Source organism: Capsulimonas corticalis (genome assembly GCF_003574315.2).
In the GTDB taxonomy this organism is placed as follows: domain Bacteria; phylum Armatimonadota; class Armatimonadia; order Armatimonadales; family Capsulimonadaceae; genus Capsulimonas; species Capsulimonas corticalis.
In genome coordinates, this window is record NZ_AP025739.1 from 5,246,091 (window position 1) to 5,259,818 (window position 13,728).

Annotated in this window: 17 protein-coding genes; 13 read left to right on the forward strand and 4 right to left on the reverse strand. The window is 61.0% G+C overall.

The features are described from left to right. The first annotated feature begins 2 nt into the window (after positions 1–2). Positions 3–863 (forward strand): hypothetical protein, encoded by an 861-nt coding sequence (locus D5261_RS22500; RefSeq protein WP_119321920.1) that lies wholly within the window; start codon positions 3–5, stop codon positions 861–863. Beyond that, a complete protein-coding gene (locus D5261_RS22505; protein WP_119321919.1) occupies positions 863–1,540 on the forward strand; it encodes a hypothetical protein in 678 nt (225 codons plus the stop codon). The genes D5261_RS22500 and D5261_RS22505 overlap by 1 nt, the downstream gene beginning before the upstream one ends. Before the next feature lie 32 nt (positions 1,541–1,572). Here D5261_RS22505 and D5261_RS22510 read toward each other — a convergent pair whose 3' ends face one another. Beyond that, positions 1,573–1,971, reverse strand: a complete 399-nt coding sequence (locus D5261_RS22510; RefSeq protein WP_125206029.1) for a hypothetical protein — start codon at positions 1,969–1,971, stop codon at positions 1,573–1,575. Positions 1,972–2,286: 315 nt separating this feature from the next. Here D5261_RS22510 and ffh point away from each other — a divergent pair, with 315 nt between their 5' ends. The 9 genes from ffh to D5261_RS22555 all read left to right on the forward strand — a co-directional run bounded on the left by ffh (position 2,287) and on the right by D5261_RS22555 (position 8,359). Beyond that, complete coding sequence (ffh, locus tag D5261_RS22515) at positions 2,287–3,708, forward strand: signal recognition particle protein (RefSeq protein WP_119321917.1); 1,422 nt, start codon at positions 2,287–2,289, stop codon at positions 3,706–3,708. 63 nt (positions 3,709–3,771) lie between these two features. Next, on the forward strand, positions 3,772–4,050 hold the full coding sequence (rpsP, locus tag D5261_RS22520) for a 30S ribosomal protein S16 (protein WP_119321916.1): 279 nt from the start codon (positions 3,772–3,774) through the stop codon (positions 4,048–4,050). Positions 4,051–4,150: 100 nt separating this feature from the next. Then, positions 4,151–4,372 carry a KH domain-containing protein gene (locus D5261_RS22525; RefSeq protein ID WP_245992575.1) on the forward strand — a complete coding sequence of 74 codons (222 nt, stop codon included), beginning with the start codon at positions 4,151–4,153 and terminating at the stop codon, positions 4,370–4,372. 119 nt (positions 4,373–4,491) lie between these two features. Next, complete coding sequence (gene rimM, locus D5261_RS22530; RefSeq protein WP_165864261.1) at positions 4,492–5,052, forward strand: ribosome maturation factor RimM; 561 nt, start codon at positions 4,492–4,494, stop codon at positions 5,050–5,052. 29 nt (positions 5,053–5,081) lie between these two features. Beyond that, a complete protein-coding gene (gene trmD / locus D5261_RS22535; RefSeq protein WP_119321913.1) occupies positions 5,082–5,846 on the forward strand; it encodes a tRNA (guanosine(37)-N1)-methyltransferase TrmD in 765 nt (254 codons plus the stop codon). 3 nt (positions 5,847–5,849) lie between these two features. After that, positions 5,850–6,200, forward strand: coding sequence for a 50S ribosomal protein L19 (rplS, locus tag D5261_RS22540; RefSeq protein ID WP_119321912.1), 351 nt, complete (start codon positions 5,850–5,852; stop codon positions 6,198–6,200). A 95-nt stretch (positions 6,201–6,295) separates the two neighbouring features. Beyond that, positions 6,296–7,309 carry a signal peptidase I gene (gene lepB, locus D5261_RS22545; protein WP_119321911.1) on the forward strand — a complete coding sequence of 338 codons (1,014 nt, stop codon included), beginning with the start codon at positions 6,296–6,298 and terminating at the stop codon, positions 7,307–7,309. A gap of 17 nt (positions 7,310–7,326) precedes the next feature. Next, positions 7,327–7,980, forward strand: a complete 654-nt coding sequence (gene rnhB, locus D5261_RS22550) for a ribonuclease HII (RefSeq protein WP_119321910.1) — start codon at positions 7,327–7,329, stop codon at positions 7,978–7,980. Further along, on the forward strand, positions 7,964–8,359 hold the full coding sequence (locus tag D5261_RS22555) for a YraN family protein (RefSeq protein ID WP_119321909.1): 396 nt from the start codon (positions 7,964–7,966) through the stop codon (positions 8,357–8,359). Before rnhB ends, D5261_RS22555 begins: the two co-directional genes overlap by 17 nt. On the opposite strand, the gene D5261_RS22560 is transcribed toward D5261_RS22555, so the two are convergent. Together D5261_RS22560 and D5261_RS22565 are read right to left on the reverse strand one after the other, a co-directional pair. Next, a complete protein-coding gene (locus tag D5261_RS22560) occupies positions 8,356–9,009 on the reverse strand; it encodes an O-methyltransferase (RefSeq protein WP_119321908.1) in 654 nt (217 codons plus the stop codon). The genes D5261_RS22555 and D5261_RS22560 overlap by 4 nt on opposite strands. Before the next feature lie 56 nt (positions 9,010–9,065). Then, positions 9,066–9,464 (reverse strand): hypothetical protein, encoded by a 399-nt coding sequence (locus tag D5261_RS22565; RefSeq protein ID WP_119321907.1) that lies wholly within the window; start codon positions 9,462–9,464, stop codon positions 9,066–9,068. 241 nt (positions 9,465–9,705) lie between these two features. Here D5261_RS22565 and D5261_RS22570 point away from each other — a divergent pair, with 241 nt between their 5' ends. Further along, positions 9,706–11,082, forward strand: a complete 1,377-nt coding sequence (locus D5261_RS22570; RefSeq protein WP_165864260.1) for a LacI family DNA-binding transcriptional regulator — start codon at positions 9,706–9,708, stop codon at positions 11,080–11,082. Positions 11,083–11,222: 140 nt separating this feature from the next. On the opposite strand, the gene D5261_RS22575 is transcribed toward D5261_RS22570, so the two are convergent. After that, the gene (locus D5261_RS22575) at positions 11,223–12,167 is read right to left on the reverse strand and encodes an SDR family NAD(P)-dependent oxidoreductase (RefSeq protein WP_119321905.1); all 945 of its coding nucleotides are present in this window, start codon (positions 12,165–12,167) and stop codon (positions 11,223–11,225) included. Positions 12,168–12,356: 189 nt separating this feature from the next. Here D5261_RS22575 and aroA point away from each other — a divergent pair, with 189 nt between their 5' ends. Then, entirely contained in the window at positions 12,357–13,646 is a 1,290-nt protein-coding gene (gene aroA, locus D5261_RS22580; protein WP_218025615.1) for a 3-phosphoshikimate 1-carboxyvinyltransferase, read from the forward strand. Positions 13,647–13,728 lie beyond the last annotated feature (82 nt).

The window sequence follows — 13,728 nt, forward strand, 5'->3', positions numbered from 1 at the left end:
TCATGAGCGAAAACACCATCTGGCATAAGCTGCAAAATATCGACCGCCGCATCATCTACGCCCTGCTCATTCTCAGCATCGTCATTCCGCTGTTCGTCCCCAGCATCAGCATTCCGGGCGTGCCGAGTCAGCAGTCGAAGGACTTCTACAACACGATCGAGACGATCGCTAAGACCGATCCGGACAAGATCGTCATCGTTTCGGGCATGTGGTCCTCTGGAACGCGCGGCGAGAACAAATGGCAGACCCAGGCGATCCTGACGCACTTGATGATGCGCCATATCCATTTCGCGATCATCTCCTTTGACGCGCAGAACAACGAGCTGACGCAGCAGATCGCGGACAAAGTCTCTCTCAAGTATCACTATCAGTATGGAGTGGATTACATCAACTGGGGCTACCGTCCAAACAGCGTGTTTCCGCAAGTGCTGAAGGGCCTTGTGACGAATATTCCGGGCACGATCAAAAAGGATATGCATGACCGGGATGTGACCAAGTTCCCCGTGATGAAGGACATCAAATCGATCAAGGATGTTAAGGCGATTATCGACATCACGCCTGTTTCCAGTCTGGAAACATGGCTCGGTCTCGTACAGGGAGCCAATAATACGCCGATGCTCTATGCGCCCACGGCGGTCATGGCGCCCGACTCCTATCCCTACCTCGACTCCCACCAGGTCTCGGGCCTGCTGACGGGGGTGAAGGGGGCTGGCGACTATGAGGGGCTGACAGGCGTGAAGGCGTTCGCGACGCGCGGCGCGGGAGCGCTGTCGCTGGTGTACGCGCTGATTATCTTCCTGGTGATCCTGGGGAATATCGGCTATCAGCAAGGCCGGATCCATGCGCGGAGGACGCAAGAATAATGTCCCCGACACTGCACCACATTCTCAGCCCGATCGTGCTCTTCGGAGCGCTGGGCACGATCGCCATTCTCTCTTTGGTGTTCAAAGAGAACAAATTCTATCGCCTCTTCGAGCACATCTTTCTGGGGCTGGCGCTCGGTTACGAAGTCGAGCAGGACTGGACCAAGATTTTGCGTCCTCAGTTCTGGGATCCGATGATGCACGACGGACAGTGGGCGTGGGTCCTCACTATTCCCGTCGGTTTGATGTTTTACGGCATCTACACCCAGCGTTTCGCCTGGATGAGCCGCCTGTTGTTCGGCGTCTTCTTCGGCCTCACCGCCGGAACGGTCTTTCAGGACTTCGGCCAGCGCTTCATGCCGCAGGTAACGAAGTCGTTCAAGCCTCTCGTTCCGCCGCCGCCCAAGATTGGCGATCATCACGCGCTGCTGCACCAGATCTCCTTCGTCGTGAACAATGCGCTGTTCATGGTGATCCTGGTGTCGGTCATCGTGTACTTCTTCTTTGCGTTCGAGCAAAAAAATAAGGCTGTCCTGGGGACAGCCCGTTTTGGCCGATTCGTACTGATGTTCGCGTTCGGAGCGATCTTCGGTTCGACGATCATGACGCGCATGGCGCTGCTGATCGACCGAATGTATTTCCTCTTCGTCGAGTGGCTGCGCATCGCTCCGCAGTAAGGCGAAATATGGAGATCCGTCGCCTGCGTAGTTTAGACGCCCAGTTCGTTCGGTGGGAAGTGCTGGGCGCGCAGCTTGGCTTCCCGCTGCGCGGCGCGCTCATCGCGCTCCGCCATGATCCGTCGCCACCAATTGCTGATCCGCGCCGCAAACGCGGGCATCGGGCGGCGCGGCGAGACTACGCCGAAGTCCCCCATCGGAGCGGGACGGTGCATACCGATGTGGCGAGGCTCCACACGCTCGAACTGATCGTAAAGTCTTTGCCAGGCGAGGTGGATCATCGCCGGGTCTCTTTCGAAGACCCCTTGCCATCCGCAGGTGAAGCAGTCGCTGTTCTTCATATGGTTCAGCGCGCCGCAAAGAGAACAGATTTTGACGTCCTTTTCAGTCAATTGACGGGCCGGACCGCCCGTGTTCCAAAGCATGCTCATCGTTCGACCTCTCTAGACTCAGAACGCGCCCGCCTTTGGACAAGTTCCATGATTTCGATATACCCGCATTGAGTCCGAAACTACCGGAAGAAGCGGGGGACTTACAAAAAAAATTATTGCCAGGCTGTCTGGTTCTCTCTAGGGGTGTTTTCCAAGTTTTCGCCGCAATTTCACATATTTTTTTCGCAAAGTCCCGCGTATTCTCCCCAGGATCTTCATTTCACCGCGCAAATAATTGCCTTGACACGGCGTCATCTTTTCAAGTATACTGTTGCGAGTTTCTTCCGCCCATCAGACCTTCAGAAGCTCGCTCTCATGTTTGAAAGTTTGACCGACAAATTGCAGGGCGTTTTTAAGCGCCTCCGTGGGAAATCATCGCTCAGCGAGCAAGACGTCAATGACGCCATGCGTGAAGTCCGCCTGGTTCTTTTGGAAGCAGACGTCAACTTTAAGGTCGTCAAGGATTTCACGGCCCGCGTGCGAGAACGAGCCGTGGGCGAACAGATCCTGGAAGGACTGAACGCGCCGCAGCAAGTCGTAAAAATTGTCAGTGAAGAGTTGACGGCGCTGCTCGGTGGAGAGCAAGCGCCTTTAACCTTCTCTCACCAGTCTCCGACGGTGATTATGTTATGCGGCCTTCAGGGGGCCGGTAAGACAACACACGCCGGAAAGCTCGCCGCGATGCTGCGCAAGCAGGGACGCAATCCCATGCTTGTCGCGGGCGATATCTATCGGCCCGCCGCGATCAAGCAGCTGGAAGTCGTCGGCGAACAGGTGAAGACGCCCGTCTTCACCATGGGCGACCAGACCGACCCGGCGGAGATCGCGAAAGCCGCCGTCGATAAGGCGCAGCGGTATGGCAACGACGTGGTGATCGTGGACACCGCCGGCCGCTTGCAGATCGACGAAGCGCTGATGGATGAGCTTCGCCGCGTCAAGGCGGCGGTCCGGCCGCATGAGATTTTGCTCGTCGTGGACGCAATGACCGGCCAGGAGGCCGTCAACGTCGCGAAGGGCTTCAATGACGCCCTGGAGATCGACGGCGTCATCCTGACGAAGCTGGACGGCGACGCGCGCGGCGGCGCCGCCCTCTCGGTGAAAACGGTTGTCGGAAAGCCGATCAAGTTCGTGGGCGTCGGCGAGAAGATGGACGCGCTCGAAATCTTCTACCCGGACCGCATGGTTTCGCGCATCCTGGGGATGGGCGATGTCATGACGCTGATCGAGCGAGCGGAAGCCGCGATCGATCAGAAGCAAGCCGCGGAGTTTGAGAAGAAGCTTCGCGCCAACAAATTCGATTTTGAAGATTACCTGGAGCAGATGCAGCAGGTGCGCAAGCTGGGTCCGCTCGATCAGATCCTCGATATGATCCCGGGGCTTAGCGGAAAAGTCCCGAAGATGCCGGGTGCGTCCGAGGAGAGTGAGAAGCAGATGAAGCGCGTGGAGGCGATCATCTGCTCCATGACCGTGCAGGAGCGGCGCGAGCCGACCATCATCAATGGAAGCCGGAGACGGCGCATCGCGGCGGGGAGCGGCGCGTCCATCCAGGATGTCAACCGCGTTCTGACGCAGTTTGAACAGATGAAAACGATGATGCGCGGCTTCTCCGGAAAAGGTCTCGGCGCAATGCCGGGGATGCCTGGAATGCCGGGTCAAAGCGGCAAGCACGCAGGCAGCAATAAAAAGAGCAAGCGAAAGTCCAATTCGCCCTTTAAGTTTCCGTTTGGACGCAGCTAGTTTCCGATGGAAACAGCGTCGGCCATGAAGAATAACAATCTGACGAAAGGAGAATGATCATCTATGGCGGTAAAGATTCGGCTTCGCAGAATGGGCGCGAAGAAGCGGCCTTTTTATCGAGTGGTAGTCGCGGATAGCCGCGCAGCTCGTGACGGCCGGTTCATCGAGACCCTTGGCTATTTCAACCCGTGCGTCGAGCCTTCCGAAGTGAAGATCGATGGGGAGCGTGCAGTTTACTGGCTGAAGTGTGGCGCTCAGCCCACCGATACGGCGCAGGCCCTGCTCAAGAAGCAAGGCGTGTATGACCTGATCGCGGGCGCGGCGACTGCGGCGGCGGAGTAAGGGGCGCTTGTCCCCTCCCACTCCTCACCGTCATTGTTGACCGAGAAGCGCGACCTCGAGACGGTGATGGCGCGTCAGGAGTTAACAGTAAGTGAAATCAATGATCGAGTACCTCGTCAAAGAGCTAGTCGACGAGCCGGATCAGGTCGTCATTAACGAGTTACCTGGCGAGGAATCGACGACGTATGAAGTACGCGTCGCTCCCGGCGATCTTGGCAAGGTGATCGGCAAACAGGGACGGATTGCGAATGCGCTCCGGACTGTTGCGAAAGCCGTCGCGATGAAAGACAAGAAAAAAGTCTACGTCGAGATCATTGCTTAGATAGCTCCCGAAGGTGCATGCCCGCTCCGGTTTCGGCCGGGCGGGCATTTCCCGTGTTTACCGGGTCATTCCCGATTCTTTTCGGCGCATGCCCGACTTTTTTGTTGAAACGATATTTTATGACGCTCGACCAGACCGAGAATACGAAGACCGCCGAAGATTTTTCCGTGATGGCCGCGCAGATCGCCGGCGCGCACGGCGTCAGCGGCAACCTGCGGCTGCGTCTCATCGGGGCCAACCCCGAGGTCACGGCGCGCACGTTCCAGCCCGGCCAGATCGTTGTGCTGCGCAAGGAAGGCGATGACGCCGGCCGGCAACTGACGGTGCAGTCGGTGCGAAAGCAATCGCAGCCCAAGGGCGCATGGATCGCGCGCTTCAAGGAAGTGAACGACCGCAATGAGGCCGAAGCGCTCTTTGGACACGCGATCTTCATTCGGGAGACCGAGCGCCCCAGCCTGCCCGAAGGCGAGTTCTATGTCGATCAGCTGATCGGCCTGAGCATTGTCACCGACGCCGGACGCGCGCTCGGTAAGCTGACGGACGTATTGAACACGCCGGCGAACGATGTTTATGTCACGGACAAGAATGCGCTGATCCCGGCGGTGTCCGAGTTCGTCCTGAGCGTGGATGTGCCCGGCGGCGTGATCACGGTGCGCGATGTGCCGGGACTGCTGGATTAACATCGCGTGAAAATCGATATCCAACCGCAATGAAGATCGATGTCGTCACGATTTTCCCGGAGATGATCCGGTCGGGACTTTCGCACAGTATAATAAAACGGGCTCAGGAAGCCGGCCGCGTGCAGGTGGCCGCGCACGATCCGCGCGATCACACCACGGACCGTCACCGCAGCACCGACGATACGCCGTACGGCGGCGGCGCCGGGATGGTGATGCGGCCCGGACCGATCTTCGCCGCCGTGGAAAGCCTGGAGCCGCCGCCGGACGCCCGGATCGTCATGCTGACCCCGCAGGGGAAGACGCTGACGCAGGCCATGGCGCACGAATTCGCGCAGGCGTCGCACTTGATCTTGCTGTGCGGCCACTACGAAGGATTTGACGAGCGGGTGCGCGAGCATCTGGCGACCGATGAGATCTCCATCGGCGATTATGTTTTGACGGGCGGCGAGCTGCCCGCGCTGGTGCTGATCGACGCCGTAGTGCGCCTCCTGCCGGGAGTTCTAGGCAGCGAGGAATCGGCGGCGGGCGACACATTCAGCGACGGCCTGCTCGAATATCCGCAATATACGCGTCCCCCCGACTTTCGGGGCTGGACGATCCCTGAAGTTCTGCTCTCCGGCAACCATGCCGCGATCGCCAACTGGCGACGCAAGGAGCAGTTCCGCCGCACGCAATCGCGTCGGCCCGACCTCTGGTCGGCATTCCAGCCGTCTAAGTCAGACCTGAAGCTGCTCAAACAGCTTTCAGAGGAAACCCCTTCCCCGCCTGCGGGGGAGAGTTCTGAGGAGAACTAGACCATGCATCCGTTGATTCAAGAAATCGAGAACGCTCAGAAAAAAGAGTCCGTTCCGCAGTTCGGCCCCGGAGACACCGTTCGCGTCCACGTGAAGGTTGTCGAGGGCGGCAAAGAGCGCACCCAGATTTTCGAAGGCGTCGTTATCGGCAACAAGGAAGGCTCCTCGCGCGCCTCATTCCTCGTGCGCAAGATCAGCAACGGCTTCGGCGTCGAGCGCTCGTTCCTGCTGCATTCGCCGCGTGTCGAGAAAATCGAAGTCACTCGCCGCGGTCTGGTGCGCCGCGCCAAGCTTTACTACCTGCGTGGTAAGGTCGGCAAGGCGGCCCGCATCAAGGAGAAGCGAAACTTCTAGCTCGGATCGAAGGCCGCCGGCGACGTCGGCGGCTTTCTTTCATTCCCCGGAGCGCATGAACGCTCCGCCCATTTTTCGTTACGGAAAGTCCCGCATTGCCGACATCGAATATCACCGAGACGCTGGCCAATCTCAGCATTACCTGGATCCTGGGAATGATCGCGATCGCGACGTTTCTTCGCGTGACGCTCGTTCGCAATTCGAGCCCCCTCGCGCGGTCCAGCGCTGAGTTCCTGGAGTCCGGGATCATCGCCATCGCTCTGGTGTTTCTGATCCTGCGCCCCTTTGTCGTTCAAGCGTACTTCATCCCCTCCCCCTCCATGGAGCCGACCCTGCTGGGCGAAAACGGCTCCGGCGACCGGATCCTCGTCAACAAGCTGGACTACCGTCTCCGCAGCCCGCAGCGCGACAATGTCGTCGTCTTTATCCCGCCGGCCGCCGCCACGGAAGGCTCGCCGGATGAGCCGTCCGGAGCGCCCATCAATTACATCAAACGCCTGATCGGGGCGCCGGGCGATGTGATCCAAACGACGGCGGGACGGGTCTATATCAACGGCGCGCCTTACACGCATTCGGACATCCGGGAGAAGTTCGCCCAGGCCGGCCTCTTTGGCGACGAAGCGAAGCAGGAATCCCAGATGGATCCGCAGTACGATTCCCAGGCGAATTACCATGTGCGCTTCCGTCCCGACGCGGTTTTGATCAACGACCAGCCGGTTCCCAAGTCGCGCGTGGCCGAGATCATCACGGGCTTCTCCGGCGCCTCCGTTCGTATCGAGCCGGGAGTTACCCGGCGAAACGGCGTTCGGCTGGACGAGCCATTCACGGCCGAAGATCCGGATTACGACCTGCAATTACTCAATGGGCAATCCCTCAAGCGCGACGGCGCCAACTGCCGCTTGAACGGCGTCAGCATCTCCAACGACGATTACAACCGCATGGCGGCGACTCCTCCCGGCCGAGTCCCTCCCGGCTGCTTCTTTATGATGGGCGACAACCGCAACGACAGCAAAGACAGCACGGAATGGGGGCCGCTGGACGGCAATCGGGTCGTCGGCAAGGCGCAGTTTATCTTCTGGCCGCTGAGCCGTCTCCGCGCGATTCAATAAACGCCGATTTTTCAACTATGAGTGTCGAACCAATCAATCTGTGGAGCTTTGAAATGGCCGCGCGTGAAGCGGGCCACGCGATCATTGCCGGTGTGGATGAAGTGGGGCGCGGACCGCTCGCCGGCCCCGTGGTGGCCGCCTGCGTGGTCCTTCCGGAGACGTTCTCCACGGATGGGATCAACGATTCCAAGAAGCTGACCGAGAAGCGGCGGGAAAAGGCGTATGACCGCATCCTCGCCGAGGCGCTCGCCGTGGGCGTGGGAATCGTGCCGCGCGAGATGATCGATCAGATCAATATCCTGCACGCCACACATCTGGCGATGAGCAAAGCCGTCCGTAACCTGCCCCAGGAGTGGGCGCCGGATATTGTCTTGATCGACGGCCTGCCCGTGCACGGCATTCCCTGCGCGCACCAGAAGGCGATTGTCGGCGGGGACGGCCTGAGCGTCAGCATCGCCGCCGCCTCGATCCTCGCGAAGGTCACGCGGGATCGCATGATGGCGGCGTACGACAAGAAGTATCCGGAGTACGGATTCGCCAAGCATAAAGGCTACGGCTCCGCCGTGCATATGGCCGCGCTGCGCGAGCACGGCGCGTGCCCGATTCACCGCCGCTCCTTCGCCCCCGTGGCCGCCGCGCCGAGATCCAACCGTTATGGAGATCAATCGTAAGGCGGTCGGCGACGCCGGTGAGGCGGACACGATCGCCTATCTCGAATCGCATGGATACCGGATGGTGGACGCCAACGTCCGCCCTTTCCACGACATGCGGCGCGGCGAGATCGATCTCATCGGCTGGCACGGCGAATATCTCGTATTCATCGAAGTCAAAACCCGCCGGGCGCGCAGCGCCTCGTCGTCTCTGACGCCCGCCGAAGCCGTGAACGCTCCCAAACGCCGCCAGCTCCTCGCGCTCGCCGAAGCCTATCTCTCACTCCACCAATTGGACGACATCCCCTGCCGCTTCGATGTCGTCGAAGTGATCCGCCGGCGCGACGGCTCCGCGCAAATCACGATCATTCCCAACGCGTTTACTGGAGATGACGCTTAGCCGGGAGATCGTTTGAACGAAACCGTCAGGCCATCCATGCCGTGCTGGCGCAGGATCGGGATGATGATCGTCGTCAGGTCCGATCGCCGCGCGACGGCGGCGTTATAAAATTTTGTCCCGCTCTCCTCGCCCGTCAGCACGGCGTCGGGCAGCGTGTTATCGCCGAGCAGCAGGCCGCCCCTGCGCAGCAGCGGCAGGGCGAGATTCAGATACTCCGTATAACTGTCTTTGTCGGCGTCGATAAACACGAGATCGAACAGCGGCTCGCCCGTGGCGGCCAGCCGTCGGAGCGTTTCCGACGCCGGGCCGACACGCACTTCGGTCTTCTGCACGACGCCGGCGCGCTCGAAATTTCGGCGCGCGACTTCGGCGTGATGAGCATCGATTTCCAGTGTGATTAGCTTGCCGTCTTCTGGAAGGGCGCGGGCGAAATGGATGCCGCTGTATCCTCCCAGCGTTCCAATCTCCAGAATCCGCGTCGCGCCGACAGTGAGCGCGAGGACTTCCAGCAGTTTCCCCTCCACCGCCGAGACATTGATCCCCGGCACGTTCTCCCGCTCCATCTCCGCGAGCGCTCCCGTGAGAGCGTCGTCTTGCGGGGCAAACAAAGCGGAGATGTAGTCGTTATAAGCGCGTGTGCTCAGTTCCATGTCGGTTTTTCACTTTCCCTTCGCCAAGCCGGGAGGTTCCGCGAAGAATTCGACGGTCAATCCCAATTGTTTTCGTCCCGCGAGCGTCCGGCCGTCGGCAGGATCATGTATCCCTGTACGGCCAGGTTAACCCGCGCCATAAATTCTATCATGGAAGAGATGTTTTCCATGAGCGAAGCCGACTTGACGCCGACCTCATCTCGCAACTGGATAATCTTCGGGCCGTGTTCGGGGCTGCCCGGAAGCTGGCGCTTCGATTCTTCCCGGGGCGTGCGGTCGATGCGGCCTGGCCGCAACCCGTCGGCGCCCCAGACGTCTTTCGAAGACAGCGGCGGAGCCCGGCGAGGTTTCCGCTCCAGACTTCTTTCTCTTTCTGCGGAGCCGTCTCGGAACAGCATCGGGGCCAGGGTTAGCAGGGCGATCATGATCGGAGCAACCACATAAAGCATGTTCATAGTACGTCTTTCTTTCGTAGCAGCGTCAGAAACACCACTTGATGTAACAGGTACATCAGATATATCTGTTTTACCTCAATCTTACGCTAAACTAACACGATTAGACGATATCAAGTTCCATAATTTGTAAAAACTGCTGATAATTATGGCTTGTATTAGTATTTTGTCTATTTTAAAGGTTTTATTGCAACTTTGTCTAGCCTGTGGCGCTGCCGGGTATAATACGTTATGGAGGCTTCCCATGACGATATCTGTTCATCCCGTCGCCACCGTCTGCCCCTCTTGCGGGGGAATCGAACATCAGACCAAGGCGGGGAGCAATCATGGCTGCCAGCGCTACAAATGCGGTCTCTGCCAGCATCGTTACACTCCGGCTGCCGGTGAGCGCGGCTACCCAACCGAGATCCGGGCGCAGGCCGCTCTCCTGCGTTCTCAAGGAGTGACGATCCGGGAGATCGCCCACCGGCTCGGCGTGAACCATCAGAGCGTCGCCAACTGGCTCCGGTCGTCCGGGGGCGAGGACGACGTCCCGCCGAAATTCGACCGTGAGACCGGGCTAACGACGCCGGCACAGATCGCGTCGCCCAAGCGCCGGCCGACCATCCACGACGTGGCGGCGCGCGCCGGCGTCTCCGTATCCTCCATCTCCAATTATATCAACCAGCGGGGCCGCATGACGGAGGCGACCCGGCAGCGTATCCACGCGGCGGTCGAGGAGCTCAACTTCACCCCGAGCGCGTTGACCCAGGCGATCCGGAAGCGGCGCACCAATATCCTCGGCGTCTTGGCCTTCGGCATGCACGGGTTGGACGAGACCGACGGATCCTCACTGGCGCCCGCGCTGCTGCGAGGCTTCTACGATGGCGCCGACGACGCGGGAAACGATCTGCTCCTCTATACACAAGGGCCGGATTGCGAACGCGGAGAGCGAGGGCTGCGATTTCTGGACGGCCATATCGATGGCCTGCTCTGGGTAAGCCCCAACCTGCATGAGCCCAGTTTGGAGCGAGTCGTAGCGGCCGGCCTGCCGGTCGTGGCCCTGCTGGCGCGCCGGGTCGCGGAGGGAGCCGGTTATGTGGACGGCGACAATCGAGGGGCGATGCGAATGCTCGTCGCGCACCTCGCCGAGCGGGGGCATCGGCGCATCGCCTATACCGGTCCGGAACGCTACTCCGACCTGGTGGACCGGCACGAAGGCTATCAAACGGCCCTCGCCGAACACGGTCTGCCCTGGGATGCGGCTTTGCAGGTGCGCATCGGCAAGAAGGAACTCGAAGAGACGTACGGGCAGATCCTCGACGGCTGGCTGGCGCTGCCGGATCCGCCGACCGCCATAATGTGCTGGGACGATCAGCCCGCCGCCCTGTTCGCCGACGCCCTCCAGGCGCGCGGACTGCGCGTGCCGGAGGATATGGCCCTGACAGGCTTCGACGATACGCCCATCGCCTCACGGGTAGCCGGCGGCCTGACAACAGTGCGCCAGCCATTTCGACAGATGGGCAGGCAAGCCGTGGAAAGCCTGCTGGCCCTGGTCCGAGGGGATTCGATGGAGATCCCTCGACAAATCCTCCCCATGGAGCTGGTGGTGCGCGCCTCCACGGGAGGCCGACGGAGCTAGAAAACCAAGTCCAGATTCGGCCGAAGGCCGGGCATAGATCACTCAGGGGCGGCCAAAGCGCGGGGGCGGATCACCAACGCCACGGACAGCGCCGCAAGCCCCGCGTGAGGGAGGCGCCGCAAACCCGCAGCGGCGGTCGGTTACGCGGTCAGTATCTCCCGCGAAACTTGCCAGAGGCGCGCGGCCGCCTCAGGATCGAGTGCGTGAGCGGCGACTCCGCGAACGCTTCCGGGCTGGTGCGGCTCGGCTTCATTGCAGTCCTCGAAGTAACGGCCTCCAACGCCCTCCACCAAGGGCGATGCGGCCAGGAGCACGGAAGTGGCGGCGCCCTGCTCGGGCGTCTTCCAATGCAGCTCCGTCGATTCACGGATCCGTGTTTCCATCATGTCGGTCTCTTCCGCGCTGAGATGACGCTGAAGATTCGAGCGGATGGCGCCGGGCATCAGCGCATTGACGAACACGCCGTCGCCGGCCCATTGCTTGCTCGCCTCCACCGCGAAGAGAACGTTGGCCGTTTTGGATTGCCCATACGCCAGCCACGGATCGTAGGGACGATTATGGAAATGGATGTCGTCTAATACGACCGGAGAGCGCAGATGGGCGCCGGAGCTGACCGAGACCACGCGCGCTCCGCCGGCGGCGGCGAGTGCTCGGCGCAGTCCATAAGCAAGCGCGAAGTGCCCGATATGGTTGGTGGCGAACTGCATCTCCCACTCCTCCGGCGTGCGCATCTCCGGAGACGCCATGACGCCGGCGTTATTCACCAGAATATGCAGCGGGCCTTCCCAAGCGGCGACGAATGCCGCCACCGACGCGCGGTCGGCCAGGTCCAGCAGGGCAACGCGAACCTTCTCCGAGCCGGTAGTGGCGGCAATATCCTCGGCGGCGCGCGCGCCCGCCTCGGCGTTACGCACAGCAATGGTGACTTCCGCGCCCGCGCCGGCGAGAGCCCGTGCGGTTTCGACGCCGATGCCGGACGCTCCGCCCGTGACGATGGCGCGGCGGCCATTGAGATCGACGCCCGCCAGGACATCGGCGGCGGTGGAATCGGCGGTGAAGGGTGTGACAATACGAGTCGTCGTCATAGTCTCTTGTTCTCCTGTGCGCCGCGCCTGGGTGAGCGGCGACGCGTGTCGTCTTCCATTCTCAATTCTGCGCGTGGGCGGCGAGTTTCTCGGAAAACATCGCCAGGGCCTATCATACCCATATCGACTTTTCCGAGAAAAGTGCTAAAATTGCCCATGCCGTCTTTTGAATATCCTGAGAAACTTCCCTTGACGCCCGTTGATGGGCCCGTCCATTCCGCCGTCCGATTGCCCGGCTCCAAGAGCATCACGAACCGGGCGCTGCTGCTCGCGGCTCTGGCCGACGGCAAGAGCGTTCTGCGCGATCCGCTTCAGTCTGATGACACCCTTTATATGTTCGAAGCCCTGCGCAGCCTGGGCGTCGATGTGACGCTGACGGACGCTGGCGACTTTGAGGTCATCGGCGTCGGCGGCGCCTTCTCCGCGCCCGCCAAATCGCCCATCTTTATCGGCAACTCCGGCACGACCGTGCGGTTCCTGACAGCGGCGGCGTGCCTTGCGCCCGCCGGATCGGACGTGGTGCTGGACGGCGTCGCCCGCATGCGTGAGCGCCCGATCCGCGATCTGCTCGGCGCGCTGATCTCTCTGGGCGTCGATGCGGAGAGCGTGAACGGGCACGGCTGCCCACCCGTGCGCGTGCGCGGCGGCGGACTCCCGGGCGGCAAATGCCTGCTGCGCGGCGATGTCAGCAGCCAGTTCCTGACCGCGCTGCTCCAGGCTGCGCCGTACGCCAAACAAAACGTCGAGATCGAGATCGTCGGGGATCTGATTTCCAAACCGTACGTCGATATGACGCAAAATGTGATGCACGCGTTCGGCGTCGAAATGGTCAACAGCAATTACCGGCATTTGACTGTCGCCGCCGGCCAGCGCTATGAAGGCCGCGAGTACGATGTCGAAGCCGACGCCTCCAACGCGACTTACTTCCTGGCCGCCGCCGCCGTGACCGGCGGCAGCGTCATTCTGGAAAACCTGGGCGCCGGGTCCATTCAAGGCGACGCCAAATTTGCCCGCGTTCTGGAGCAGATGGGCTGCGATGTCGACTTCGGTGTCCACATCGCCGTGCGCGGCCCGCAAACCCTGAAAGCGATCGATGTCGATCTGGAAGCCATTCCCGACACCGCGCAGACCCTCGCCGTCATCGCCGCCTTCGCCGACGGTCCCAGCACCCTGCGCGGCCTCGCCAGCCTGCGCGTCAAAGAAACGGACCGGATCGCCGCCATCACCAACGAACTCACCAAACTCGGCGTCGGCGTCGAAGAAGGCCGTGATTTCTGGACCATCACCCCACCCGCCGCCGGCCAGTACCAGCCCGCCGAGATCAAAACCTACGACGACCACCGCATGGCCATGTCCTTCGCCGTCGCCGGTCTGCGCCTCCCCGGCGTCACCATCCTCGATCCTGGCTGCGTGGCGAAGACCTTTCCTGACTTCTGGGAGCGATGGGAGAAATTTTTCTACACAGCAAAACAGCAGTAAACAGCCATAAAGATTTTGTTTCTCCTTTTCTAGGCGCTTCCTGTACACCTGTACAGGAAGCGCCTTTTTGCGCGGGTTCAAC